At 55.9% G+C, this 24,322-nt stretch carries 26 protein-coding genes; 8 read left to right on the forward strand and 18 right to left on the reverse strand.

Features of this window, described 5'->3' with window-relative positions:
• The 3 genes from Electrica_RS09845 to Electrica_RS09855 all read left to right on the forward strand — a co-directional run bounded on the left by Electrica_RS09845 (position 1) and on the right by Electrica_RS09855 (position 2,968).
• Positions 1-1,053, forward strand: a complete 1,053-nt coding sequence (locus tag Electrica_RS09845) for a response regulator (protein WP_141964380.1) — start codon at positions 1-3, stop codon at positions 1,051-1,053.
• Between the two features lie 133 nt (positions 1,054-1,186).
• On the forward strand, positions 1,187-2,377 hold the full coding sequence (gene metK, locus Electrica_RS09850; protein ID WP_141964381.1) for a methionine adenosyltransferase: 1,191 nt from the start codon (positions 1,187-1,189) through the stop codon (positions 2,375-2,377).
• A gap of 12 nt (positions 2,378-2,389) precedes the next feature.
• Complete coding sequence (locus tag Electrica_RS09855) at positions 2,390-2,968, forward strand: BMC domain-containing protein (RefSeq protein WP_141964382.1); 579 nt, start codon at positions 2,390-2,392, stop codon at positions 2,966-2,968.
• 194 nt (positions 2,969-3,162) lie between these two features.
• On the opposite strand, the gene Electrica_RS09860 is transcribed toward Electrica_RS09855, so the two are convergent.
• From Electrica_RS09860 to Electrica_RS09930, 15 genes are all read right to left on the reverse strand, one after another.
• Positions 3,163-3,990 carry an MIP/aquaporin family protein gene (locus Electrica_RS09860; RefSeq protein WP_141964383.1) on the reverse strand — a complete coding sequence of 276 codons (828 nt, stop codon included), beginning with the start codon at positions 3,988-3,990 and terminating at the stop codon, positions 3,163-3,165.
• 95 nt (positions 3,991-4,085) lie between these two features.
• Positions 4,086-5,003, reverse strand: a complete 918-nt coding sequence (locus Electrica_RS09865) for a glycyl-radical enzyme activating protein (RefSeq protein WP_141964384.1) — start codon at positions 5,001-5,003, stop codon at positions 4,086-4,088.
• A 108-nt stretch (positions 5,004-5,111) separates the two neighbouring features.
• A complete protein-coding gene (grpM, locus tag Electrica_RS09870; protein ID WP_141964385.1) occupies positions 5,112-7,655 on the reverse strand; it encodes a glycyl radical diol dehydratase GrpM in 2,544 nt (847 codons plus the stop codon).
• A gap of 78 nt (positions 7,656-7,733) precedes the next feature.
• Positions 7,734-8,309: a DJ-1/PfpI family protein gene (locus tag Electrica_RS09875; protein WP_141964386.1), complete on the reverse strand. Its 576-nt coding sequence runs from the start codon at positions 8,307-8,309 to the stop codon at positions 7,734-7,736.
• Positions 8,310-8,319: 10 nt separating this feature from the next.
• Entirely contained in the window at positions 8,320-8,619 is a 300-nt protein-coding gene (locus Electrica_RS09880; RefSeq protein ID WP_131047847.1) for a hypothetical protein, read from the reverse strand.
• A 25-nt stretch (positions 8,620-8,644) separates the two neighbouring features.
• Positions 8,645-10,147, reverse strand: a complete 1,503-nt coding sequence (locus tag Electrica_RS09885) for an aldehyde dehydrogenase family protein (RefSeq protein WP_131047848.1) — start codon at positions 10,145-10,147, stop codon at positions 8,645-8,647.
• A 41-nt stretch (positions 10,148-10,188) separates the two neighbouring features.
• Entirely contained in the window at positions 10,189-10,974 is a 786-nt protein-coding gene (pduB, locus tag Electrica_RS09890; RefSeq protein WP_100682409.1) for a propanediol utilization microcompartment protein PduB, read from the reverse strand.
• A 21-nt stretch (positions 10,975-10,995) separates the two neighbouring features.
• A complete protein-coding gene (gene grpH / locus Electrica_RS09895; RefSeq protein WP_004863596.1) occupies positions 10,996-11,277 on the reverse strand; it encodes a propanediol utilization system shell hexameric protein GrpH in 282 nt (93 codons plus the stop codon).
• 203 nt (positions 11,278-11,480) lie between these two features.
• On the reverse strand, positions 11,481-12,692 hold the full coding sequence (tdcD, locus tag Electrica_RS09900) for a propionate kinase (RefSeq protein ID WP_141964387.1): 1,212 nt from the start codon (positions 12,690-12,692) through the stop codon (positions 11,481-11,483).
• Between the two features lie 27 nt (positions 12,693-12,719).
• The gene (locus Electrica_RS09905) at positions 12,720-13,229 is read right to left on the reverse strand and encodes a GlcG/HbpS family heme-binding protein (RefSeq protein WP_141964388.1); all 510 of its coding nucleotides are present in this window, start codon (positions 13,227-13,229) and stop codon (positions 12,720-12,722) included.
• Positions 13,230-13,246: 17 nt separating this feature from the next.
• Positions 13,247-13,519, reverse strand: a complete 273-nt coding sequence (locus Electrica_RS09910; protein ID WP_004863583.1) for a EutN/CcmL family microcompartment protein — start codon at positions 13,517-13,519, stop codon at positions 13,247-13,249.
• The gene (locus Electrica_RS09915) at positions 13,501-14,256 is read right to left on the reverse strand and encodes a hypothetical protein (RefSeq protein WP_141964389.1); all 756 of its coding nucleotides are present in this window, start codon (positions 14,254-14,256) and stop codon (positions 13,501-13,503) included. Before Electrica_RS09915 ends, Electrica_RS09910 begins: the two co-directional genes overlap by 19 nt.
• 11 nt (positions 14,257-14,267) lie before the next feature.
• Complete coding sequence (locus Electrica_RS09920; protein ID WP_271207527.1) at positions 14,268-14,528, reverse strand: hypothetical protein; 261 nt, start codon at positions 14,526-14,528, stop codon at positions 14,268-14,270.
• Positions 14,521-15,213: a phosphate propanoyltransferase gene (pduL, locus tag Electrica_RS09925; RefSeq protein WP_141964390.1), complete on the reverse strand. Its 693-nt coding sequence runs from the start codon at positions 15,211-15,213 to the stop codon at positions 14,521-14,523. Before pduL ends, Electrica_RS09920 begins: the two co-directional genes overlap by 8 nt.
• 124 nt (positions 15,214-15,337) lie before the next feature.
• A complete protein-coding gene (locus tag Electrica_RS09930) occupies positions 15,338-16,453 on the reverse strand; it encodes a 1-propanol dehydrogenase PduQ (RefSeq protein WP_141964391.1) in 1,116 nt (371 codons plus the stop codon).
• Positions 16,454-16,766: 313 nt separating this feature from the next.
• Here Electrica_RS09930 and Electrica_RS09935 point away from each other — a divergent pair, with 313 nt between their 5' ends.
• A complete protein-coding gene (locus tag Electrica_RS09935; protein ID WP_131047854.1) occupies positions 16,767-17,168 on the forward strand; it encodes a RidA family protein in 402 nt (133 codons plus the stop codon).
• Here Electrica_RS09935 and Electrica_RS09940 read toward each other — a convergent pair.
• Entirely contained in the window at positions 17,112-18,074 is a 963-nt protein-coding gene (locus tag Electrica_RS09940) for a LysR family transcriptional regulator (RefSeq protein ID WP_141964392.1), read from the reverse strand. The two genes, Electrica_RS09935 and Electrica_RS09940, sit on opposite strands and share 57 nt — an antisense overlap.
• A 736-nt stretch (positions 18,075-18,810) precedes the next feature.
• Between Electrica_RS09940 and Electrica_RS09945 the strand changes: the two genes are divergently transcribed.
• The 4 genes from Electrica_RS09945 to tnpC all read left to right on the forward strand — a co-directional run bounded on the left by Electrica_RS09945 (position 18,811) and on the right by tnpC (position 21,990).
• Entirely contained in the window at positions 18,811-19,317 is a 507-nt protein-coding gene (locus Electrica_RS09945) for a hypothetical protein (RefSeq protein ID WP_141964393.1), read from the forward strand.
• 78 nt (positions 19,318-19,395) lie between these two features.
• Entirely contained in the window at positions 19,396-20,070 is a 675-nt protein-coding gene (tnpA, locus tag Electrica_RS09950) for an IS66-like element accessory protein TnpA (protein ID WP_141964153.1), read from the forward strand.
• Entirely contained in the window at positions 20,067-20,414 is a 348-nt protein-coding gene (tnpB, locus tag Electrica_RS09955) for an IS66 family insertion sequence element accessory protein TnpB (protein ID WP_141964154.1), read from the forward strand. The genes tnpA and tnpB overlap by 4 nt, the downstream gene beginning before the upstream one ends.
• A gap of 19 nt (positions 20,415-20,433) precedes the next feature.
• Complete coding sequence (gene tnpC, locus Electrica_RS09960; RefSeq protein WP_141964155.1) at positions 20,434-21,990, forward strand: IS66 family transposase; 1,557 nt, start codon at positions 20,434-20,436, stop codon at positions 21,988-21,990.
• A 201-nt stretch (positions 21,991-22,191) separates the two neighbouring features.
• Here tnpC and Electrica_RS09965 read toward each other — a convergent pair whose 3' ends face one another.
• A complete protein-coding gene (locus Electrica_RS09965) occupies positions 22,192-22,887 on the reverse strand; it encodes a LutC/YkgG family protein (protein WP_141964394.1) in 696 nt (231 codons plus the stop codon).
• Entirely contained in the window at positions 22,887-24,320 is a 1,434-nt protein-coding gene (locus Electrica_RS09970) for a LutB/LldF family L-lactate oxidation iron-sulfur protein (RefSeq protein ID WP_141964395.1), read from the reverse strand. The genes Electrica_RS09965 and Electrica_RS09970 overlap by 1 nt, the downstream gene beginning before the upstream one ends.
• Positions 24,321-24,322: the final 2 nt, after the last annotated feature.

A 24,322-nucleotide genomic window follows, 5' to 3' on the forward strand; every position in this document is an offset into this window, starting at 1 on the left:
ATGTATAGCATTGTTATTGTCGAAGATGAGTATATTGAGTCGGAGTCGCTCAAGCGCATCGTCTCGCGCTGCGTGGAGAACGCTGTCATTCATGAAGCGGCGACGGGGAAAAAGGCCATTCAGCTTATCGATGAACTTAATCAAATCGATATGATGCTGGTGGATATCAACATTCCGTTACCCAATGGCAATCAGGTTATTGAGTATCTCAAGCAGAAAAATACGCAAACCAAAGTCATTGTCACCACGGCGAATGATGACTTTGACATTGTGCGTCATATGCTGAGCCTGAAAGTGGATGACTATCTGCTAAAACCGGTTAAGCAGAGTATTCTCAGCGATACGATTCGTAAAACCTTGCTGGTGGATGAGCAGGGGGCTGTCGCGACGCGGGAGCAGCGGCAGACGATAAACGACCTGATGAGCGATTGTGATTATCCCGGCTGGCACACCTGGTTATTCGCTATTCTGGATGCGGCCTGCGCGCAACAGACGTCTGATAACGAAGGAGTGAAGAGGCTGACCAACGTGCTGGAATTGCTCCAGCAGTACCTTGCCGGGCTCGGCGATAAATATACCCCGTGTCGGTATCAGATTACCGATCTGATTCAGAGCATTCATCAGCACGGTCTGGCCGCCGGTCGCTACTGGCAGGTGATGGTGGGGTTGTTAAATCTCAGCCGCGCTATCTTTGAGCTGCTGTTTAAAAGTGCCAGCGGCGGCATGGATTTTGTCGCCAGAGCACGCTTCCATATTGAAAAAAACATGCTTAACAACATGACGCTGGATGATATCGCCGCGGAGTCCTTCGTCAGCCCGTGCTATCTGAGCCGGGCGTTTAAAAAGAGTACCGGTAGCGGGTTCTCCAGTTACATTACCAGCCGCAAAATCAACATCGCCAAATCTCTTCTGCAATTCAGCGATTTAAAAGTGAACACCATCGCGCTGGAGCTCTCCTGGCAGGATGCGAACTATTTTTGTCGGATCTTCAAGAAAGAGACCGGCATTGCGCCATCCGATTATCGCCGCATCGCTTCGCCCGAGGCGGGCTGATCGCCACCCGGTCTTTTTTGCGCTTGCCCCAGCGTAAGCGCAAGAAAGTCCGCTATCCCGGCAAGATTGTTTACTCGCCGCCGCGCCGCGCGCCGCTAAGATAGAACACCCTTCTTTATACAATGGCCCTGCCATGGATGAATACCTCTTTACCTCCGAATCCGTTGCCGAAGGGCACCCGGATAAGATGGCGGACCAGATTTCTGACGCCATTCTCGATGCCTGTTTACTCAGCGATCCGTGGGCCAAAGTGGCCTGCGAGTGCCTGGTCAAAACCGGGGCGGTGATTGTGGCCGGAGAGATATCGACCGATGCCAGTATCGACCTTGAGCAGATTGTGCGGGCGACGGTGAAGTCTGTCGGCTACGACCACTCGTCGAAAGGTTTTGACGCCGCAACTTGTGCGGTGATCAGCCTGCTGGGCAGGCAATCTGCTGATATTGCTAACGGGATCCGCGCCCGCGATCCGGCCTCACTGGGGGCCGGCGATCAGGGAATCACCTTCGGCTATGCCTGCGATGAAACGCCGCAGCTGATGCCTGCTCCCGTTCTCTACGCCCACCGGCTGATGGCGCGTCAGGCGCAGCTGCGTAAAACGCGCCAGCTGGATGGGTTATTACCGGATGCCAAGAGCCAGGTGACGCTGCATTATCGTGACGGACGGGTCGATCATGCTGACACCATCGTGGTTTCCACGCAGCATCGCGCCGATCTTCCGCTGGCGACACTGCGTGAAGCGGTGCTGGAAGAGGTCATTAAACCGGTTATTCCGGCGCGCTGGCTGACTCCCGCCACGCGGCTACTGATTAATCCTGAGGGGCCATTTATCAACGGTGGACCCGCTGCGGATTGCGGCCTGACCGGGCGCAAAATTATTGTCGATACCTATGGCGGCGCAGCGCGCCACGGCGGCGGGGCGTTTTCCGGTAAAGATCCTTCGAAGGTCGATCGTTCCGCGGCCTATGCTGCGCGCTACGTGGCGAAAAATATCGTTGCGGCGGGGCTCGCCACGCGATGTGAAGTCCAGCTGGCCTGGGCCATTGGCCTTTCCCGACCGGTTTCGGTGGCCATCAATACATTTGGGACTTCCCGGCTGTCGGCGAAGCAGCTGACGCAGCTGGTCGACCATCATTTTGACCTCAGCGTGTATGGCATTATCCGCCAGCTTGATTTGCTGGCGCCGCGCTATCGCCAGACGGCCTGCTACGGCCATTTTGGTCGGGAGGTCTTCCCCTGGGAACGCACGGATAAGGCGCCGCGGTTGCGTGACGATGCCGCCGGCCAGCTGCGCGCGTCGGTGTGTGCCCCCTTGCATGAAAAATAACAGGAGAGAGATATGTCCGGGCAGAGCTTAGGCTTAATTGAAACCGTTGGCTTAACGGCGGCGGTAGAGGCCGCCGATGCGGCAATAAAATCGGCGAATGTCGAACTGGTCGGATACGAGCTGACGAAGGGCGGCGGGCTGGTGACCATCAAATTAACCGGTGAGGTTGGCGCCATGAACGCCGCCGTGTCCGCCGGGGTTGCCGCCGCCAGCCGGGTCGGGCAGGTCTACGCCTGGAAAGTGATTGCGCGTACCGCTGCCGGGATCGACACTCTGATTGCCTCATCGCAAACGTGCGGCGTGCTTCCTGAACCAGCAGCGCCTGTCGCCGAATGCCTCCCGGCGGCAGAGAACGGCCCTGATGCGAGGATTGCGGTGGTCAATGTTGCCTCTTGCGCAGAGGTCGCCTCCTGCCTGGCCTTCGAGGAGAGCCCGGAGGTTGCGTCGACAGAATCACCCGCGGCGGAGAGTGACCCGGCGCTGGTTCAGCCGGTGGGTAAAGAGGCTGAACCTCAGCCTGCACCCGCGGCGCAGACGAGCCCGGAGGAGAAAAAAACGGCGCGAACCCGGGCGAAAAACCCCCGGCGCTAACCTCCATCGTTTCAGTTGAGCCACCTGCGGGTGGCTTTTTTGTCGTTGCGCATCAGGAAAACGGTGGCGAGAGGGGGCGAGTAGTGTTTGAACCATCGGAATTAAGCGTCGCATGGCGCCAGGGGAGAGGGGGCGGAGCTGAAAAGGGGGGAGCACTCCGCAGCGCGTTGCGGAGTGCCGGCGCGTCAGGTTAATCATGACAGCGGATGATTCGCCGTCTCCCCGGCGGCTTTGGCGGCAGGGAGGTTGCGCCCGATACCGAAGCGATAGATAGCCGCGCCGAGGATCCCGCCGATGACCGGCGCAATCAAAGGCACGAGGAAGTAGGGGAGTTCTCTGCCGCCGGTCATGGCAACGGAGCCCCAGCCGTTCAGAAAGGTAAACAGTTTTGGGCCAAAATCACGAGCCGGGTTCATGGCAAATCCGGTTAGCGGCGCGGTCGCCGCACCGATGACCGCCACCAGCAGGCCAATCAGCAGCGGTGCCAGCGGCCCTTTCGGCACGCCGTTGCCATCGTCGGTCAGCGCCATGATCAAGCCAATCAGCATCGAGGTAATGACAATTTCCACCAGCGCCGCAAGCCAGACGCTGATGCTGGCCGCCGGATAGGTCGAAAAGATGCTGGCCAGATACAGGCTGTCCTGACTGCCGCGCACCATCTGGTGGGCCTGTTCATAATCAGCGAACAGATTGTGGTACAGCAGATAGGTCAGGGCGGCGCCGCAAAATGCGCCAGCCATCTGCGCCAGGATATAAGGCGCGACTTTTTTCGCCTCAAAGCGGGCGAACATCCATAACGCGATGGTGACCGCCGGGTTAAGATGAGCCCCGGAAATCCCCGCCGTCAGGTACACCGCCAGCGCAATCCCCAGCCCCCACACAATGCAGATTTCCCAAAGACCGAAGCTGGCGCCAGCCAGTTTTGCCGCACACAGTACGCTGGTGCCGAAAAACAGAAACAATCCGGTCCCCAGAAATTCTGCAATACACTGTCCGGTTACTGATTCACGAGAGTCACTCATAGTTTTTTTCCTGTATTAAGCGATGCGCTATGCCATCTCTTAACGATTGGGGTACAAAGGATAAGAGCGCGAAATCATTTTTTGCGTTGTCAGGATTAGCCGCCGATATGGCAATGAAATCCCATCGATTCAACGAGTTTTTTCAGGTCGGCCATTTTGGCTTCGGAGTGCGAGCCGACATCCCCCATGGGATAAATGCGGCCCAGCAGGGTATATTTATTTTCGCCAAAGGTGTGATAAGGCAGGAGATGAATGGTGTCCACCCCGGACATCAGGCGGGCAAATTCAGCAATGCTGCGAATCTCCTCCGGGCTGTCGTTAACGCCGGGAATCACCGGGATGCGCACAATAACGTGAGTGATAAAGGAGATGCGAATCAGGTTTTCCAGAATCGTACGGTTATCAACACCCGTATTAAGTTGATGAATAGTCGGGTTCACGGCTTTTATATCCGTCAATGCCAGATCGACCCACGGAAAGACCTCCTCAATCACCGCTTTGCGGGTCATTCCCGTCGTTTCCATCGCCGTATGCCAGCCCTTGGCTTTACAGGCTTTCAGAAGCTCGCGGGCAAACTCCGGTTGCGCCAGCGGTTCACCGCCGGAGAGGGTAATCCCGCCGCCGGAGCGCCGAAATAAGTTTTCCTCTTTCTGCAGCTCACGCATCACCTCGCTGACGGTCATGCGTTTGCCTTTCATTTCCAGCGCCTGGGTCGGGCAAACCGCGGTGCATTGGCCGCACTGAATACAGCGTTCGCGGTCGATAAAGAACGGATTGCCAGGGGAGAGCGCCCGCTGTTGACAGACCTCCACGCATTTTCCGCAGCGAATACAGTCGCTTTTTTTATAGATTAACTCGGGCTGCGGGCGCTGAGATTCCGGGTTGCTGCACCACTTGCAGGCCAGCGGACAGCCTTTAAAAAAGGGGATCGTGCGGATGCCGGGGCCATCATGCAGGGAGTAGCGTTGAATATTGAATAACACGCCTTCGGTATCGTATTCGACTCTGTTCATAACATCACTCGTCAAAAAAGCGACCACCGGCAACAGCAAGTCAGCCGCTAAAATCGGGTCTGATAAAGGGCCATACGTCGCCGTATGGCCCTGGCAGGTCAGGCAAAATCAGAATTGCTGTTCGGTACGGCTGATGATGTCATCCTGGACTTCTTTCGCCAGCACCACGAACTGCGCGCTATAGCCCGCAACGCGAACCACCAGGTCCTGGTGCTGCTGCGGATTTTTCTGTGCTTCCAGCAAGGTGTTGCGATCGATAACGTTAAACTGTACGTGCATCCCTTTCTTATCGAAGTAGTTGCGCACCAGACCGCCAAAGTTTCGCAGACCCTTTTCCCCCGCCAGCGAGGAAGGCAGGAATTTCTGGTTGTAGAGCGTGCCGTTCGAAGCGATAAAGTGATCCAGTTTGGCTACCGAGTTGGCGGCGGCGGTCGGGCCGAGGGTATCTTTCCCCTGGCGCGGCGATACGCCGTCGGCAAGCGGTTCTTTCGCCAGGCGACCGTCCGGCAGAGCGCTCACGTCTTTACCAAACAGCACGTTCGCCGACACCGGATAGATACCGGCCTGGAAACGTCCGCCGCGTGGGTTGGTGTACTTCTCCACTTCCTGGCAGTAGATCAGCGCGCACTGGCGGGCGACAAGATCCACGTCGTCGATGTCGTTACCAAAACACGGCGTATTTTCCAGAATATGGCGAATCTCTTCATAACGCGGATTTGCCGCCGACGGGGCCGGACTGGTGCTGGCGAGCTGACGATAGACTTCGTTTTTAATCTCTGCCGGATTCAGCGAACCGTGCCGGTCGATAATGCGTTTGACCACTTCGTAAATATCCTGCTCGCCGAGAGAGGATTTTGCCGCCGCGCTATGCGCGGTGCCGCCGACCGGGTAGCCGAAGTTGGCGTCCAGCGCGCCCTTCAGTTCCTGAAGCGTCAGGCGACGATCTTCAAACACCTGTTTTTGGATGGCGTAGACGGAGTCGCCGGTATCGGCAATGCCGAATGCCTGCGGGCCGGTAAAGTTGTAAATCGCGCCGCCTTCCTGCAGGGATTTACCGCGGCCAATGCAGTCATCCACCAGCGCGGAGAGGAACGGCAGCGGGCAGCGTTCGCCGTGGGCAATGTCGACACTGTTGCACGCCTCGACCAACTGGTGCACAAAGTGCGCCATCTGTTTTTTGAAGGCAGCGAAGAAGTCGTCCATACCGGTGTACTGGGTCATTTCGCCGGTCATCGGCCCCAGTTGTTTGTCTGCCGAGCGGCCGTTATTAAGGGTGATCTCCAGGACCTTCGCGACGTTGAAGAACGCCGCGTCGTGCCAGCCTTCGGTGCGATGCGGCGCCTGCGGCTCCACGCAGCCGATGATGCAGTAGTCGCGGGCGTCATGCAGCGAGACGCCGCGGTTTTGCAGCGCCGGGATGATCACCTCATCGTTGTACATGGCCGGTACGCCAAGCCCCAGACGGACCAGCTCGCAGGCGCGATAGAGAAACTCATCCGGCGTGCCTTGCCAGACGCGAATCGAGAAAGAGGGCTGCGGTAAACGCACGTGGGCCGTGGCTTCCATACACATGTAGGTTAGTGGGTTGGTGGCGTCGCGACCATCTTCCGTCTGACCGCCCACGCACAGGTTCTGGAACACGGCGTAGCCGGCGAAGGCCTGGGCAGAAATCTCATCGCGGGTTTTGTTGATATCGTTAAGCTTGATCCAGCAGCAGTCCACCAGCTCCTGGGCAAATTCGCTGCCGATGGCGGTATCCGCCGCCAGATATGGATACATGTACTGGTCGAAACGACCGGGGGAAATCGAGTGGCCGCTGGATTCAATCTGCAGCATGCTCTGAATAAACCAGAAGGACTGGCAGGCTTCCCAGAAGGTTGTCGCGCCGTATTCCGGCACGCGGGTACAGTTGCTGGCAATCTGTTCCAGCTCGCGCTGGCGGATAGGGTCGCGTTCTTCACGGGCAAGGCGCGAGGCTTCCTGCGCGTAGCGATGGGCGAAGTTGATTGCCGCCTGATAGCTCAGAATAACGGCGTTGTAGAACTGCTCTTTTTTGATGTAATCAGAAGTGCGGCGGTCGAGATTCTCCAGCGCGCGGGTGACTTCATCGATGATCCCGCGAAAGCCGATTTTCAGTACCTTGCCATAGTCGACGCTGACGTGTCCGACACCGCCAAAGAAGTAGTTGCCGACGGTGAAGACGCCGTTGCTCATGCTCTCTTTCGTCCCTTCGGACATATAGGCGGCGGCGAGCGAACTGGTGGTTTTACCCGGCCAGTATTTAAAAGCCTGGTGGAGCTCATCGGCGGTTTTTTTCTCAATAATAAACGGGTCGGCAACACGCTGTGCCATGGTGTCGAACTCATTTTCGACCCACTCATAAGAAAACTCAGGGCAAATTTCTGTTGAACGCGGATTAATCGTGACGGCGCCGACGATTAACTCGTCAGGGCGAATAGTGACCGGCAGTTCGTTAAATATTTTCTCAACGACTTTTGCCCGACGCATAATAGCGGGAAGCTGTTCATTCTCTTTATATGCCTCGGTTGCCAGCACCGCACGTTCAGATTCTACATATGGTTTAGCATGCAGGATCATATTTTTAAGTCTTACTACACGATCGGTCGGATGAGTAAAGCCTTTCTCTAACATACAATAACTCCCGAAATGATATAAGCGTGGGGTATTACCACACCTGAGTTTTTTTACCTGACGGTAGTGCCGGGTACGCTAGCTAATAGTATTGCTGCCGATTAAACTAATAAATTGACGTAATATTTCCGGGTGCGCCATCCAGGTCGTCGCGGTGACAAGATTGCCGTCATGTACCGCCTCGTGGTCCGCGGCGCTCACCCATATGCCGCCAGCCATTTCAACTTCAGGCTTCAAAGTGAAATATCCCGTCAGCGTTTTACCTTTTAATATCCCGGCGGCAACCAGAATTTGTGGTCCATGACATATCGCGGCAATCGGTAGCGAAATATTATTCGCACAGTGGATGATATTTAATACCATCCGGTTGAGGCGTAAATATTCCGGAGCGCGGCCGCCGGCAAGATATATCCCACAATATTCCTGCACTCTGACCTCATCAAAAGAGGCGGTTAAGCGCAACAGGTGGCCAGGCTTTTCGCTATAGGTTTGATCGCCCTCAAAATCATGAATCGCGGTCTTGATATATTCCCCGCTGCGTTTTCCGGGGCACACCACATCCACTCTGAAACCTAACATGCTTAATGCCTGCCACGGCACCATGACTTCATAGTCTTCAGAGAAATCGCCTGCCAGTAGCAAAATTCTTTTCATAAGCGAACTCTCAGAACGTACTGTCATCATCCTCAATAATACGCATGGCTTCATTCACTGCGGCGATCTCGCCGAACAGCGCCAGCGTCGTGATATGCTGCGGACAGCTGCCAAAGATCTCCGATACCGCAACATGTGCGCTTTTACTTGCCAGATCGGCGTAAAAGTACAGATCGGGTACTGGCAACATCATCAACCCGATAGCGTCAATGCGGATGCTTTCCAGCCGGTTGCGAGCTTCCGAAGGCATCCGCCTTTTCAGCATGGCGAGCGTTTCCGCCGTCGGCGCGTTGATAATGCGTTTTTTCATGATCGGGTCAGCCATCCTGCTTCAGTCAACGAATATTGAGCGCTTCAACCATTATGCAACGGCGGTGCCTGGCGTAGGAGCGTGCCGAGGTCAGGCCTTCACCGGTCGGACCGGCGATGGTAAATGTAGAGTGTCCTTCGCCGCCGACGCCTAACCCGGCATACGACGGGCCATTTTTCACAAAAATAGTGGTCTGGATCAGCCGCGCCATTTTGGTCAGTTTATCGACGTTGGTAGAGTGCATCATCGCCGTGTGACGATGACCATGTTCCACCTTCACCGCCAGATCGATCGCTTCATCGACGTTTTCCACTCTGACCACCGGCAAAATCGGCATCATCAGTTCGTGCACCACGAAGGGATGGTCACGCTCGGTTTCAATCAGAATAACTTTGATCTCCTCCGGCACGCTGATACCGATTTGCTGCAGAATGTAGCGCGCATCTTTCCCCACCATTGCGGTACTCGGACCGTTCCCTTTTTCATTCAGCACCAGCGCCTGTAAGCGCTGAATATGTTGCTTGTCGCACAGCAGCCAGGCGCCGCTTTTTTTCATGCAGTGGATGAGATAGTCCGCCACCTCATTGACGACAATGGCCTCTTTTTCCGCCACGCAGGGGAGGTTGTTATCGAAGCTGCAGCCGTTGATGATATCGCGGGCGGCTTTCTCGATATTGGCGGTTTCATCAACAACGACGGGAGGGTTGCCCGCACCGGCGCCAATCGCTTTCTTACCGGACGACATCACGGTTTTGACTATCGCCGGCCCGCCGGTAGCGACCAGCATATTGATACGCGCGTCGCCGATTAAGGCATTGGTGTTGTCAATTGACGGGCTGGCGACCGTGACGACCAGACTGGCGGGGGCGCCAAGCCGGGCCAGCTGTTGATTGATGAGCGTGATGCAGTGTAACGACACCTGACGCGAGCGCGGATGCGGGCTAAAGACCACGGCGTTTCCTGCGGCCAGCATACCGAGGGTATTGTTGATAATGGTCTCGGTCGGATTGGTGGTCGGCGTGATTGAACCAATGACACCATAGGCGGAGTATTCGGTCAGCGTCAGGCCGCCGTCGCCGCTGGTTGCCGCGGTGATGAGATCTTCAACCCCTGGGGTTTTTTGCGCGGCAACGCGGTTTTTCACCATCTTATCGGCATAGTTTCCCATCCCGGTCTCTTCCACCGCCATGGTCGAGAGCGTGTGCAAAATTTTTTCCTGCAGGAAAAACTGGCGAATGCCTTCAACAAAGCGGGCGCGATCCTGCATTGAGCAGTGGCGATACTGGATGTATGCCTGCTGCGCCGCCGCAATCGCGGCATCCATGGTGGCAAACACCCCGTCACCGGCGCTACCGTCGACAGCGGTTGCGGTCTGGCTTGCCAGTACGCTGGCGACAATCGCGTCGATGCTGCCGCGATCGAGCGGTGTGGTGGCTGCCGGCGCGTGCTGTTCGGGCGCTGGTGCCGTCGTTTTGGTATATTTACTCAGCACGCGGGAGACGGCCTGAGTAATATCAAGATCGTTCATGCTGTATCTTCCTTACTTCGCTTCGCTCGTGGGGGCCACCATCAAATGTACGGCGTCGTGGTCGATTTGATGGGCGCCGGATCGAGCGTCGCCAGCAGCTGTTTCCCGACGTCTCTGGCGGCGATGACCGCCTGGCGTACCGCGCCGGAATCACCGGCGAACGTGAAGATCACTTCGTTACTGAAGCTGGTGCCGTGCGCCGGACTGGCGTAACCCACCGGTTCGATGACGGCGGCTTTTGCCGCGGCGTCGGCGACCACTACGCCAATCGCCGCCGGGGAAGCGCAGGTCAGGCCGAAAGATTTACCCAGCGGGGCGCCGAAGGCTTTATTGAGCGCGCTGCTGGCGCGGGCGGTGTACTGGAACTCCAGATGACCGGCCGGGGAGCCATAAACATCGCCCATGGTGCGTTGAATTTCGCCCAGCGCGACTTCAACCGCGCGGCGCACATCGGAGACATCGGCGGCGCCGAAAATGATCAGGCAACCATGCCCGCCGCCGCCCTCGGTATCGCGAGCCAGCTCGATGGAGAGAATTTCACTGTTGGTGGCTTTAATGGCCTCATCCGCGGCAAATATATGCGGTCCGGCCCCGGTCCGGGCGCCAAGAATACCGATGGAGCGATATTTCTTGTCGATATTCATGACTTCATGTAATTGATGATCAACATTGGCAATAACTAATCCAATGGTATGCCCAAGGGCCGTGCCGACAAATTCAGTTAAACCGCAACCGATAAAGCTGGCCAGCGTTTTATTATTTGCGCGATCATCAGTCTGTTTGTGCATTACTTCAGATATAATCTGCTCAACAAGATTATCTCTCATGGTCGGTATCCTCTGGCTTTATTAACTGACAGCTTTCGGCAGGATTTTTTCCACTTCAATATGTGGGCGCGGAATCACATGTACGGAGACCAGTTCACCGACTTTACCTGCCGCCGCTGAGCCGGCGTCCGTTGCCGCTTTGACTGCGCCGACGTCGCCGCGAACCATCACGGTAACCAAACCGGAACCAATTTTTTCATAACCCACCAGCGTGACGTTAGCGGATTTCACCATGGTATCTGCGGCTTCGATTGCGGAAACCAGACCTTTTGTTTCAACCATACCTAATGCTTCTTGTTGCATAACGACCTCAATATTTCCAGGTGAGAGTAAAAGCAAGTTATGAATTAACCGACGAAGGTTGAGTTCATAGACTTAATAAATTCATGCACTACGATGTTATGGTGCCAGAGACAAAATGTTTTGCCCGGCAGAGAGACTTTCTTGTTTTCCCGTTTTCAGCTGGACAATAAAATCCTCCCCGAATGACTACCTTGAGGACGCGCTCAGGCGGCCCCTTCCAGCAAAGGGGCAAGCGCAGCCGCATCTTCGGCAATCATCCGCTCTTCATTGGTGGCAATAACCGCCACAAGCGGTGAGCCGGGGAGTGAGATAATGCCCTCCCGGCCGGCGACCATTTGCGCATTGCGCGCGGTGTCGAGCTGCACGCCAAATATTGCCAGCCGTTCGGCGGTAAGCTCCCGGACCAGCGCCGAGTTCTCCCCGATGCCGCCGGTAAAGATCAGCGCATCAAAGCGATGCAGCGAAGCGAGATGGGCGCCAAGGTGGCGGGCCAGTCGGTGTACCATGACATCAATCGCGAGAGTGGCCCGGGGATCGCCGTGGCTGCGCGCCTCTTGCAGGGTGCGGCAATCGCTGGACAGACCCGACAGACCGAACAATCCCGCCTCGCTATTGACCATCTTGTAAAGTGATTCAATCGTCTGTCCGGTACAGCGGGCAATATAGGCCGCGGCGCCAAAATCCAGATCGCCGCAGCGCGTGCCCATCACCAGCCCTTCAAGCGGCGTCATGCCCATCGAGGTGTCGACGCTCTGCCCGTTTTTCACCGCGCAGACCGACGAGCCATTGCCGAGATGGGCAATCAGTATGCCGTGGTTGGCGGGGTTGAGGCCCAGACGTGCGACGGCTTCAGCGGCGATAAAGCGATGGGAGGTGCCATGAAAGCCATAACGTCGGACCTGATGCTGGTGTAAATACTCCAGCGGGATGGCGTAGGTATAGGCTGCCGGCGGTAGCGTCTGATGAAAGGCGGTATCAAACACCGCCACCTGCGGCAGCTCGGGTAACAGCGCCATGGCGGCTTCAATGCCAATCAGGTTGGCGGGATTGTGCAGCGGGGCCAGCGCCGATAATTCCCGGATACGCTCGATAACCTGCGCCGTAAGCCGCACAGAATGTTTGAAGTCATTCCCGCCGTGCGCCACCCGATGACCGATGGCGCACACCTGCGGCAGCAGCGCCTGCCCGGCGAGCCGGGCGAACAGCGCCTTTAGCGCACAGGTATGGCTGCCGCCGTTAAGCCATCCGCTGGTTTTATTCCCTTGCGCATCGTTGAACGTGATGCAGGCGTCGCGAAGCCCCAGCTTTTCGGCCAGCCCGCAGAGCACCGGGGTCTCCTGGTGGCGCGGGATGACGGAAAACTTGAGGGAAGATGAACCACAGTTAATAACCAGAACCAGTGATGCTGACGACATGATGACCCCTGTCTGTATCCGTTTTCTTTAGAGAGACTCATTGCATGGTGTGAGCGAAAAACGCTCGCGGCTGAAGCGCGCCAGAGTCTGCGTAGCGATCGCAATATCTTCCTCGACGCTCCCGCCGCTGATGCCGATAGCGCCGAGCAGCACGCCGGCGCACCAGCAGGGCAGACCGCCGCCAAAGCAGCAAAGACCTTGCGTATGCGACAAGCTATACAGGCTGGCGCCAGGCAATACGTCGGCCGCGAGCCTGTGGGTCGGCATCCTGAGCGCCACGGCGGTCCAGGCCTTTTGCGTGGCCAGCGTATGGCTGATAAGCAGGGCGTTATCCTGACTAAAGAAGTAGCGCTGCAGACCGTGGGCATCCACCAGGCTAAAAACAATGGGCACCTTCGCGCTGTTCGCCGCATCGATGGCATAGTGCGCCAGCGATGCCGCATCCGTCAGCGTCAGCGAGGCCGGAAGCGGCGCTAACTGACGCGCAATGGCATCGTTGATACGGCGATCCAGTTCAGCATTCAACGTGGTGTGCATACTTTCCTCCGTGGCGCTTACTGGCCGTTAAGATCGAGCGAGTCGACAATGCCGACTACGGCAGCATCAATCACCGAGTGTTCTTTGCTGGTGGTCATCCGCGCGGAGCTACCGGTGGTGACGATGACCGTTTCCCCGTTTCCGGCGCCGACAAAGTCGACGGCGACCTGTGCCGTGCCGGTGGGCTGATAGTGTTCATCCAGGCGGGCGACAATCAGCAGCTTTGCACCATTGAGCGAAGCATGCTTGGTCGTCGACACCAGGGCTCCGGTTACTTTTGCCAGATACATATTTCCTCCTGGTGACCCTGCACCATGACAATACCGCGGTCGCGAATTTCATCGCGAGCGGCGGGAGTGATGAGCGTCCGCGGTCCAACGGACAGTACCGCGCCTGTGGGGTGCTGGCGCACATCGCTGAGGGTGATCAGCGGCTTACCGACGCGCGTTGCCCGCCTCTGTGCCGGGTTCGCCGTGGGGTGGCCGATAATCGTGATGCCATACTCCCCGAGGGTGGCGACGTAACGGGTCAGCCGTGCCTGCAATGCCGGGGGGAGCTGGCTGGCGGCGGTGTCCCGGCATTCGGCATTGAGCGTGACGATGATGGGGATGTTCAGACTCAGGGCGTGAAAAGCCCAACGGCACACCCGGTTATCGCGTATACCTAAGGCGATTTTGCTCAGGCTGTTAGTGGACAACGCGGGCAGATACAGGCCGCTGAACGCATCTTCTGCCTTGCAGGGATCCCGGTCGTCGCACAGCGCCTCAACATCGCGATGCGCCAGAGCCTCCAGGCAGGTGGAGTGCAACGACGCCTGGATGGCGCTATGGGAAAAGGTCATCACCAGCAGATAGCCGCAGGCGTTCAGCGCTGTCAGACAATCCAGCGTCGCCGGGAGCGTGGCGAGATCCTCCCCGCTTAATACCACGCGCACAACCTTGCCGTGGGCTTGCAGGCGCCGCCGACGTTGAGCCAGCAGGTCGGCAATGAGGCGGTCGAGCCGGTGTGAGAGTCGCTGTGCATCCATCGTTGTTCTCCTCAGCGGCTGCGCATGGCGATGCCAGGCGGCGTCACCAGCCTGGCGGTCAGGAAATCCACCACCACGCCGTCTTTCACCGCCCGTGAAGGATGGCTGATGCCGGCGACGGGGTTATCGTTTTCATCCAGCACAACCATGGCGATATTGGCGGTGCCCGGATCGACACCCACTTTTAGCGCGCCAGACCAGGCGCGGAATCCGTCCTGGCTGACCAGCTCCGCCAATGCATTCAGTCGCCGGGTTGCTGTGCTGTCAGTCATGGCGGCGTTCCACAAACGCGCGCTGGACGCAATCGCCGTTACGCAAGCCAAAACCGTTGGCCTCTTCAACATCAACATGCATTTCCAGCACCGCGTCCGCACTTACCCGAACCACCACGTGGCTGAGAATGCCGCCGCGATAGCCGTCGATACGCACGTCAATTTCCATGCCGTCGCGCAGGGCGTGGCGTTCGGCATCGGCGGGCGAAATATGAATATGGCGCCAGGCGACAATCGCACCATCCGTTTTGCTGACCCGCCCGCGCGGGCCGATAATCTCGATCCCCGGCGAGTCCTGTAGGTCGCCGGACATTCTCAATGGCGCCTTGACACCGAGGACAAAGCTGTCGGCGACGGAGATTTCAACCTGGGTGGCGCTGCGCAGCGGGCCAAGGACACGTACTCTGGTGAGTTCCCCTTTTGGTCCGCGCAGAGTCACCGTCTCTTCGGCGGCATACTGGCCCGGCTGTTTTACCGCTTTCATGCGGGTGAGGGCGGCGCCATAGCCAAACAGGATGTCCATATCTTCCCGGCTCAGATGAACGTGGCGGTTAGAGATACCAACGGGGATGCGCAAGGTCTGCGCGGCGCAGGGGGAACCGGTCACCGCCCCGGCGCCACGGGACCTGAGCTCCTGAAGAATTTCCCGGGCGATTAATTCGGCTTGCTGCTGGGTGTCATTCATAGCGTCAACAACCTGAAAGTGATGAAAAGAGCGATACAAGCATATTCAGTCCCGCGTTGGCCTTTTTGCGGTTGCGCAGGACTTTTTTGACGCTCCGCCGGTCACAGGACAATCTTGTCCAGATTTAGCCGGCGATAGCGGTCAGCAAGTGGTCTACATCAGCGGCGCGGGGCTGGCAGGGATTGGTTTGCGTGCAGCCATCCTCTAAAGTTGCCGCGATCAGCGCCTGGCGCAGGGATTCCACCGCCGCCCGCTCTTTTCCCAGCGCCTGCAGCGTTGGTGGAATACCAAAATGATGATTGATATCGCGAATGCTGCCGATCAGCGCGCGCAGGGTTTGTTCCGGCGTTGCCGCCCGGATGCCCATAATGGCGGCGCATTTCAGGTATCTCATCCGTGCGTGCGGGGCGTGGCGGGCATTGTGTTCAATAACTAAGGGCAGCAGCATGGCGTTAATCTTGCCGTGCGGGATATGCAACATTCCGCCGATAGCGTGCGCCATGCCGTGCACTAATCCCAATCCTGCCGAATTAAACGCCATACCGGCCATGCAAGAGGCGTTGTGCATATGGCCCCGGGCCGCAAGATTATTCTCATCGCTAAAAACGTCGGGCAGGTGTTGCCAGACCAGCGCAATGGCTTTCTCGGCGAGCGCGTCGCTAAAATCATTGGCCCCCGTCGACACCAGCGCCTCAATGGCATGGGTCAGGACATCCATGCCTGTATCCACGGCGACCTGGCGCGGTACGGAGAGAACCAGGTTGGGATCGAGGATGGCGCAGTCCGGGATCAGTTCCTCGGCAATCAGCGGATATTTTCGGCCGTTTTGCGGATCGGAGATGATGGCGTAGGCGGTGACCTCTGAACCGGAACCGCTGGTGGTAGGAATGGCGATAAGCTCTATGGCGTGGTCGGGGAGGAACTCTTCCAGCGTAACCTTGATCCCTTTAGCGGCATCCAGAGAAGAGCCGCCGCCCAGCGCGATAATGACGTCCGGTTTAAAACGTTTAAATTGTGCGGCCCCGGTATGCAGGATCTCAACGCTCGGGTCGGGTTTCACCTCGCTGAAAATAGAGACGCAGGCTTGCGGCATTTCATTAATCAGGTCGCGTGTTTTACCGGAGGTCACCATAAAGCCGTCGGTCACAATCGCCACCTTTTTATGGTTCAGCCGACGTAAGGTTTGAATCGCGTTTTCACCAAAATAGACGTCAGGAAGAGAAAAGAAATAGCTCGCCATCTTTCGATTACCTTATCCGTTAAGCGGATTGCGGGGAGGCAAATGCCGGATGTAATAAGAGAGCGTATTGTGTCACGGGGACGAGACGAAGCCGCTGGCAATGCTTGTGCAGCGCGAGGATTAAGTTGCGGTTGTCGGTTATGGCGGACAAAAAAGTGCAGGGGGTGGCGTCGGTTTTTCTCTTATCCGGCCATCAGCGACCGTCATCCTCTGCTGGTGAATAATATTCACCGGCTCATGCCAGTCTGCGGGCATAGCGGCAGCGAATGCGGGCGCCTATCATCCCTGAAACCCCTGGAGAACTGGAGAAAAGATGAGAAAGTCCGCAGATATTGTATTCCCCGCCGCACGCCAGGCGCTGTATGAGCAAAACCGTTACTCTCCGGCCATTAAATCCGGCGATTTTCTGTTTGTTTCCGGCCAGGTGGGGAGCCGGGAGGATGGTTCAGCGGAACCCGGACTGGAGCAGGAGATCCGCCGGGCATTTGATAATCTTAATGCGGTGCTGGCCGCCGCAGACTGTACGTTTGCCGATGTGGTTGATGTCACCGTGTATCTGGTCGATGCGCCATCGACTATCGACGCGGTCTGGAAGGTGTTGCCGGAATACTGGGGAGAAGCCCCCTGGCCGACGCTAACCGGCGTCGGCGTCACCTGGCTATATGGCTTCCGTTTTGAAATCAAGGTCACCGCCCGTTTGCCCTCGCGGCAATGAGCATCGTCCCCGTTCTTTCATGAGATCGATCAGCGCGCGCAGGCTGGCGGGCATATGTCGGTTGGCCGGAAACCAGAGGCACAAACCCGGAATCGGGGGGCACCATGGCTCCAGCACGCTGACCAGTCGGCCATCCGCCAGCGCGGCGTGGGCGTGTACGTCCGCGACATAAGCGATCCCCAGACCTTTTATCGCCGCATCCACCATCAGCGGCGAACTGTTTAGGGTCAGCGTTCCCGGCACATCCAGCTGGATGCTTTGACCGTGGCGGGAAAACTCCCAGCGGTAGCGTTTACCGCTGGGTAAACGCTGGCGAATGCACTGATGGCGGGCCAGATCGTCCGGGCTTGCCGGAGCAGGGTGCCGGGTCAGGTACGACGGCGATGCCACCGCCAGAAAACGCACATCTTCGCCAAAACGTACAGCCACCATATCCGCAGGGACATCTTCCGCCAGTCGGATCCCCGCATCAAAGCCCTCGGCGACGATATCTACCAGCCGACCATCCACGACCAGATCCAGCGACACTCCGGGATAGCGCGCCATATAGTCCGGCACCATTGTCTGCAGCAGCAGATGAATAGCTTCTTCCCCGCCATTAATACGCAGCGTGCCCACGACCTGTCCCTGGGTATCGGCGATCTCTTCCAGCGCTTGCTCCAGCCCGCTCAGGTGCGGCGCAATGCGCCGCAGCAGCGTTTCTCCTGCCTCGGTCAATGCCACGCTGCGCGTGGTGCGATGCAGCAGGCGAACGCCCAGACGCGCTTCCAGTCCGCGGATAGCATGGCTTAGCGTGGAACGCGTGACGCCGGAAAAATCCGCAGCGCGCCGAAAGCTACGCTGTTCCGCGACGGCAATAAAGGCTTTCAGATCGGAAAGCGTCGGGGGTTTGACTGGTGATTTCATTTCACCCCTGTATGTCATTTGGTGAGTTTGATCATGCTAATCATCATGCCATAGCCTGCGTCGGTGAGTGAATGACGTTTCTGGAGAATAGCGATGAGCCGCAAAATCAACCGGCCCCGAACACCTGTTGGCGAGGCTCGCCGCGGACGTGGATTATTATCTGCGTGGCGATGCGTATTTTGATGGATATTGCGCTATGTGGAAAAATAACTGTTGAATTAACCTTTCATATATAAAGCGTTGTCATCGATGTATATATGAAGAATGATAACTATTCTCTGTTATTTTTAATATGTCGAATGTGTTGAATAACATCGCAGTGGCGGCTATCAACATATCGCTTATCAAGCGTCAACCTTCTGCTGTTGAACGACGATTTTTCATTCTGGTGTCAATCTTTTTATTGGCTTTCGTTTATGCGCAGTTTATATTTATCCCGTTAGTATCAAAATATGCTATCGGTATATGTTAAATTGGCGTAATTTTTATACGTACACTTAATGAATACATATTACGCCTAAGCAAATAGGGTTTTGTTAGCGGATTATAGAACGCTTTAGTCCAACGGAAAAAGGCTAAATTTAGCTGGGTGACGATGATAAAGCTTCATGGAAACCCAACAGGGATAGTGCTTACGCCCTGTTCAAATAGTTGTGTCAGATGTCATTAATTAAAAATATAAGCAGTTTATTTTGCAGTTTTGTGATGTTTTAGATAGAAAGGCAAGGATAATCAAATGAAAGTATTACTTATTTCTATAACGGCTATAATGTTGTTTTCCTGTAGTAGTATGGTTTTTGCTCAGTCTGGCCAGGGCGCAAAGAGTCTCGGGAATAAGAGTAGCAGACTGGATAGACCTGTCGCCATTATTGTACCGGCCGAAGGACATCTCGCCGACGATAGCGGGAAGTTGTACAAAAGCATTGCACTGGAATGCATTAGCGGTAAACCTGATGGTATCTCTTATGGATCGCCCGACAATCATCTTAACGTGGCCGTTAACTCGCCGGTAAATATTGATGTTTCCGTCGATAAACATACGCCTGTTCGTTTCTCAGCGATCAGAAAGGAAAATAAATCTTTTCCTGATGGCATGATGAGTCGTGCGGATGATACTCATAATACGCTTGTCTTAATACACAACCTCGAAAGCGTAAAAAATATCATACAGGTGCATGTCACCAATCCAGTCAATGGTAAAACGGAAGCATTTACACTGAAACCGAAAGGTATGAAAGGGTAAGCGCCCCATCTGCGACGTCTTGTGAAAATTGTCCTGTCTGGCAACAATCGCGCCCATCTATTTTGATGGACACGAACGATGAATTCCCAGACAACAAAAGATATTCCCTGCTTCCGTTCTTATTTGCCTGATGCCCTGCGTTTAAGATTTGAAGATAAACTGACCATCCGGGCCATCGCTCAGCGCCTCGGTCTCAGTCATTCCACAATACATACGCTTTTTCAGCGCTTTATTGCATCCGGTATCGCATGGCCATTGCCCGATTCAGTCTCATTCGCTCAGCTTGACGCCATCCTTTATGCCAACAGAAAAAATGAATCCACTCGCCCTGAAATCAGCGAGGAAAAATGGCGAAAAGAACGGCGAGCCAGCTACAGCCGTGAATTTAAGGTCAGTCTGGCTAAGCAGGCATTACAACCCGGTGCTGTTGTTGCCCGGATCGCCAGAGAGCACGATATCAATGATAACCTGCTGTTTAAATGGAAAAGCCAGTACGAGGACGGCTTACTGAGCGATGATGATATACAGGAATGCATGCCTGTCCCGGTGGCACTGACTGATACGCCAGAGCCGATCAGACCAGTTACAAATCCCTTCTGGCGTAACAAGCCTGATGAGTGCCCTGAGTGCGATCCCGAAAACGTCCCACGGTGCGAGCTGCATCTTAAATCAGGTGTGGTAAAACTGTTTGACCCTCTCACTCCGGAACTGTTACGGGCGCTAATCCGCGAAATGAAAGGCGGTGCCCGATGATAACTCTGCCAACCGGTACCAGAATCTGGATCATCGCTGGCGTCACAGATATGCGTTGTGGCTTCAACGGGCTGGCTTCGAAGGTGCAGAATACGCTGAAAGATGACCCGTTCTCCGGGCATATCTTCGTCTTCCGGGGCCGCAGTGGCAAAATGGTGAAAATACTGTGGGCCGATCGTGACGGGTTGTGCCTGTTCGCCAAACGCCTCGAGCAGGGCCGCTTCGTGTGGCCGGTGACCCGCGACGGGAAAGTGCATCTGACACCCGCCCAGTTGTCCATGCTTCTGGAGGGGATCGCGTGGCAACATCCAAAACGGACGGAACGGCCTGGTATACGGATATAACCCGTGATAAAACAGGGGAATGAACAACACACTCCCCGACGACATCGAGCAACTGAAGGCCCTGCTGATCGCACAGCAGGCGGTTATCGTCCGTCTGTCCGGTGAAATAACCGGCTATGCCCGCGAGATCGACTCACTCAGGGCGCTGGTCGCTAAACTGCAGAGAATGTTGTTCGGCCGCAGCAGCGAGAAAAACCGCGAGAAGATAGAAAAGAAGATCGCGCAGGCAGAAAAGCGCATAACCGAGCTCCAGAACAGGCTTGGCGAGGCGCAGTCGCAACTCACCTCAATGGCCGGAGATACGGGATCAAAAACATCAGACACTCCCGCCCGCAAAGCGCTTCCGGTAACACTCCCCCGTGACAGGCGGGTTATCTCCCCGGCAGAAACCGAATGCCCGGTCTGCAGCGGCAAACTAAAACCGCTGGGGGAAAGCATCTCTGAACAGCTGGATATCATCAACACTGCGTTCAGGGTAATCGAAACGGTCCGCCCAAAACTGGCCTGCAGTCGGTGCGACTGCATCGTGCAGGCACCACTGCCACCAAAACCCATCGAGCGCAGTTACGCCAGTCCGGCTCTGCTGGCACGCATTATCATGGCGAAGTTCGCTGAACACCTGCCGCTGTATCGTCAGTCGGAAATCTACGCCCGGCAGGGCGTGGAGCTGAGCCGCAATACGATGGGGCGCTGGGTTGACATTATGGGAGAACAACTTCGTCCGCTGTATGATGAACTGAACCACTATGTGCTGATGCCGGGTAAAGTGCATGCAGACGACACGCCGGTGAGTGTACTGGAGCCTGGTCAGGGTAAAACCCGTACCGGGCGGCTGTGGGTCTATGTTCGTGACGATCGTAACGCCGGCTCAACCATGCCGGCTGCCGTGTGGTTCTCCTACTCTCCCGACCGCAAAGGTATCCATCCACAGCAACATCTGGCGGACTACAGTGGTATCCTGCAGGCCGATGCCTACGCGGGTTACAACGCTCTTTATGAAAGCGGGCGGGTAACCGAAGCGGCCTGTATGGCACATGCCCGACGCAAGCTCCACGATGTTCACGTTCGCCATCCAACGGCGGTAACAGCAGAGGCGCTGAACCGTATCGGGGCGCTGTACGCCATCGAATCGGAGATCCGCGGTAGTCCGGCAGAAGAGCGACTGACAGCCAGGAAAGCCAGAAGTGTTCCGCTGATGCAGTCGCTGTACGACTGGATACAACAGCAGATGGGCACGCTGTCGCGTCACTCAGATACGGCGAAAGCGTTCGCATACCTGCTGAAACAATGGGATGCACTGAACGAATACTGCCGCAATGGCTGGGTGGAGATCGACAATAATCTGTGCGAAAACGCACTTCGAGTGGTGGCGCTGGGACGGCGTAACTACATGTTCTTCGGCTCTGATAGTGGTGGTGACAGTGCGGCAGTGATGTACAGCCTGCTCGGAAGCTGCAAACTCAACGGCATCGAGCCGGAGGCCTGGCTGCACCACGTGATCAGTGTCATCAATACCTGGCCTGCCAACCGCGTGAAAGATCTGTTGCCCTGGAACGTCACCCTCTCTGTAAACTAATTTTTACCCCACGTCCTTCACGAGGCGCTTACATGAAAGGAATGATTAAAGAATTTCATTCATTTTGTGAATTCAGATAGCGCCCGCCGCCACAGTCACCTGGGCGGCGTCAGTCCGGAGGCCTTTGAACAGGCCTCGTCGTGAAGACAGGAAATGTCCACGGTTGTGGGCCGTCCATAAAACAGGGTATGTCTGGCTGATTCAACAATCTTCAACGATAAGATAGACAGCATTTAACGGTCCGTGCACGCCGACAACCTTAATCAACTCGATATCTGCTGTCGAACTTGGCCCGGCAATAAGATTAATACAGGATGGTAATGCCTCTCCTGATTGCACATGATTGCGTAAAGCCTGAGCCAGTTGCGTCACACCCGGCAGTAACCGACTTTTATACAGGACAAATATCGTTGTCGTCGGGAGCAGGCTAATAGCCCGACCCTGTAAAGCCGAGGAAAAGAGCACTACACCGCCAGTTTCACACAGACCATACCTGGCATAGACCACACCGATGTTGGCCTCTGAAGCTTTACGCAGGTTATCTTCCTTGTCTGACGGCTCCCAGTACGTTGTCTGAAATTTATCCTGCAGATGAGTCGTGATACCGGTGCCTTTGAGTCGCGCATCGCCGCTAATCAGTAACGGACCGCCGCCATAATGTTGGCACAGGCGTTCAGCCACCAGGGGAACGGTCGCCAGCGGGGCCACTTCACAGTGGGCTTGCATCACTTTTGTTGCGTATTCGACAAAACTTTCGCAGGGATGCTGCTGAATGTGTCCGGCAACCCGGCTTTTAAGCGGAGGCTGTCCGTTAAACGGGAGCGGTTCAGGAACCAGGCGCGGTTCACGACTCAGTTTCCCGGCCAGTTTTTGCAGAAAAGCATCACGGTTTTCCATTATGCCTTTTCTCCTTTTTTGCTCTGTCGTTGATGTTTTTTAAACCAGCTGCGGAAGCTTTCACCGTCAGCGTCAGGCAGATCCCGTGCTTCACTCCATTTACCGATGGCAGAGATATTTATAGGCAACTTACCGTTACGGATCATCATCTTCGCTGTGCGTGCACCCGCCACCATACCGATCTTCCACAATCCGTGATGACGGTTGGCATAGTTGAAGAGCTTAACCGTGCCCCTTTCCATTGAGGGGGTCATCCCGCTTTCAGCCAGTGTGCGCCGGTGCTGAAGGATCAGTGATGACAGGGGGATACGTACTGGGCAGACATCATCGCAGGCGGTGCACAGCGAGCAGGCATATGGCAGGTTTTTGAAGTCCTCGTAGCCACCGAGTAGGGGTGTCAGGACGGCGCCAACCGGGCCGGGGTAAATTGACCCGTATCCGTGGCCACCGATATGACGGTAAGCCGGGCAGGTATTCATGCAGGCACCGCAGCGAATACACCGCAAAATGTCCTGGAAGGGCGATCCCAGTATCTGTGACCGACCGTTATCGATGATCACCAGATGGAATTCTTCCGGTCCGTCGCTCTCCATGCTGTTTTTGGGGCCTGTCAGCCAGGTGTTATAACCGGTGAGGCGCGCACCGACAGCGCTACGCGCCAGCATGGTCAGTATGGTATCCAGTTCATTGAATGTGGGCACGATACGTTCCATACCCATAACGGCAATATGTGTTTTGGGTACGGTAGTACAAAGACGGGCGTTGCCTTCATTACTCACCAGGCTGACCGTCCCGGTCTCCGCGACAGCAAAGTTACAGCCAGTGATGCCAATATCCGCACTGAGGAAGTCGGCGCGGATCTTCTGACGAATAAACTGGGTCATCGCTTCTGGCGTTTCGGGGCCCTCGTAGCCCATTTTTTCCTGCAAAATGCGCTGGATCTGATGGCGATCCCTGTGGATGGCAGGCACAACGACATGGGAGGGCGCGTCTTTGGCCAGTTGCAGAATATATTCACCGAGATCTGTTTCGATAACCTCAATACCGGCGGCCTCCAGCACGACATTCATGCCGATTTCTTCGGTCACCATCGACTTGGATTTGACGACTTTGCGGGCCTGTTTCTCTTTGGCAATCTGCAAAATATAGCGGGTCGCATCTTCTCGCGTATCGGCGAAAAACACTTTACCGCCGTTAGCGGCGATCTTTTCGCTGAGTTGATAAAGATACGCATCAAGGTTATTGAGAACATGAGCCCGAATGTCAGCGGCACGGGAGCGCCAGTCATCCCAGTGTTCCAGTTCATCAATCACGATTTGCCGATTATGGCCAATGCGATCCTGCGCATTGGCGACGGCAATACGCATAACAGAATCGTCAATTTGATGTTGTATCCGCTCGTAGAAGGGGACATTGCTGGTTTTAAGAGACATAC

This window comes from Klebsiella electrica (genome assembly GCF_006711645.1).
Lineage (GTDB): Bacteria > Pseudomonadota > Gammaproteobacteria > Enterobacterales > Enterobacteriaceae > Klebsiella > Klebsiella electrica.

Coding starts and splice junctions, on each gene's coding strand:
- Electrica_RS09845 (WP_141964380.1), top strand. CDS start 1: ATGTATAGCATTGTTATTGTCGAAGATGAGTATATTGAGTCGGAGTCG.
- metK (WP_141964381.1), top strand. CDS start 1,187: ATGGATGAATACCTCTTTACCTCCGAATCCGTTGCCGAAGGGCACCCG.
- Electrica_RS09855 (WP_141964382.1), top strand. CDS start 2,390: ATGTCCGGGCAGAGCTTAGGCTTAATTGAAACCGTTGGCTTAACGGCG.
- Electrica_RS09860 (WP_141964383.1), bottom strand. CDS start 3,990: ATGAGTGACTCTCGTGAATCAGTAACCGGACAGTGTATTGCAGAATTT.
- Electrica_RS09865 (WP_141964384.1), bottom strand. CDS start 5,003: ATGAACAGAGTCGAATACGATACCGAAGGCGTGTTATTCAATATTCAA.
- grpM (WP_141964385.1), bottom strand. CDS start 7,655: ATGTTAGAGAAAGGCTTTACTCATCCGACCGATCGTGTAGTAAGACTT.
- Electrica_RS09875 (WP_141964386.1), bottom strand. CDS start 8,309: ATGAAAAGAATTTTGCTACTGGCAGGCGATTTCTCTGAAGACTATGAA.
- Electrica_RS09880 (WP_131047847.1), bottom strand. CDS start 8,619: ATGAAAAAACGCATTATCAACGCGCCGACGGCGGAAACGCTCGCCATG.
- Electrica_RS09885 (WP_131047848.1), bottom strand. CDS start 10,147: ATGAACGATCTTGATATTACTCAGGCCGTCTCCCGCGTGCTGAGTAAA.
- pduB (WP_100682409.1), bottom strand. CDS start 10,974: ATGAGAGATAATCTTGTTGAGCAGATTATATCTGAAGTAATGCACAAA.
- grpH (WP_004863596.1), bottom strand. CDS start 11,277: ATGCAACAAGAAGCATTAGGTATGGTTGAAACAAAAGGTCTGGTTTCC.
- tdcD (WP_141964387.1), bottom strand. CDS start 12,692: ATGTCGTCAGCATCACTGGTTCTGGTTATTAACTGTGGTTCATCTTCC.
- Electrica_RS09905 (WP_141964388.1), bottom strand. CDS start 13,229: ATGCACACCACGTTGAATGCTGAACTGGATCGCCGTATCAACGATGCC.
- Electrica_RS09910 (WP_004863583.1), bottom strand. CDS start 13,519: ATGTATCTGGCAAAAGTAACCGGAGCCCTGGTGTCGACGACCAAGCAT.
- Electrica_RS09915 (WP_141964389.1), bottom strand. CDS start 14,256: ATGGATGCACAGCGACTCTCACACCGGCTCGACCGCCTCATTGCCGAC.
- Electrica_RS09920 (WP_271207527.1), bottom strand. CDS start 14,528: ATGACTGACAGCACAGCAACCCGGCGACTGAATGCATTGGCGGAGCTG.
- pduL (WP_141964390.1), bottom strand. CDS start 15,213: ATGAATGACACCCAGCAGCAAGCCGAATTAATCGCCCGGGAAATTCTT.
- Electrica_RS09930 (WP_141964391.1), bottom strand. CDS start 16,453: ATGGCGAGCTATTTCTTTTCTCTTCCTGACGTCTATTTTGGTGAAAAC.
- Electrica_RS09935 (WP_131047854.1), top strand. CDS start 16,767: ATGAGAAAGTCCGCAGATATTGTATTCCCCGCCGCACGCCAGGCGCTG.
- Electrica_RS09940 (WP_141964392.1), bottom strand. CDS start 18,074: ATGAAATCACCAGTCAAACCCCCGACGCTTTCCGATCTGAAAGCCTTT.
- Electrica_RS09945 (WP_141964393.1), top strand. CDS start 18,811: ATGAAAGTATTACTTATTTCTATAACGGCTATAATGTTGTTTTCCTGT.
- tnpA (WP_141964153.1), top strand. CDS start 19,396: ATGAATTCCCAGACAACAAAAGATATTCCCTGCTTCCGTTCTTATTTG.
- tnpB (WP_141964154.1), top strand. CDS start 20,067: ATGATAACTCTGCCAACCGGTACCAGAATCTGGATCATCGCTGGCGTC.
- tnpC (WP_141964155.1), top strand. CDS start 20,434: ATGAACAACACACTCCCCGACGACATCGAGCAACTGAAGGCCCTGCTG.
- Electrica_RS09965 (WP_141964394.1), bottom strand. CDS start 22,887: ATGGAAAACCGTGATGCTTTTCTGCAAAAACTGGCCGGGAAACTGAGT.
- Electrica_RS09970 (WP_141964395.1), bottom strand. CDS start 24,320: ATGTCTCTTAAAACCAGCAATGTCCCCTTCTACGAGCGGATACAACAT.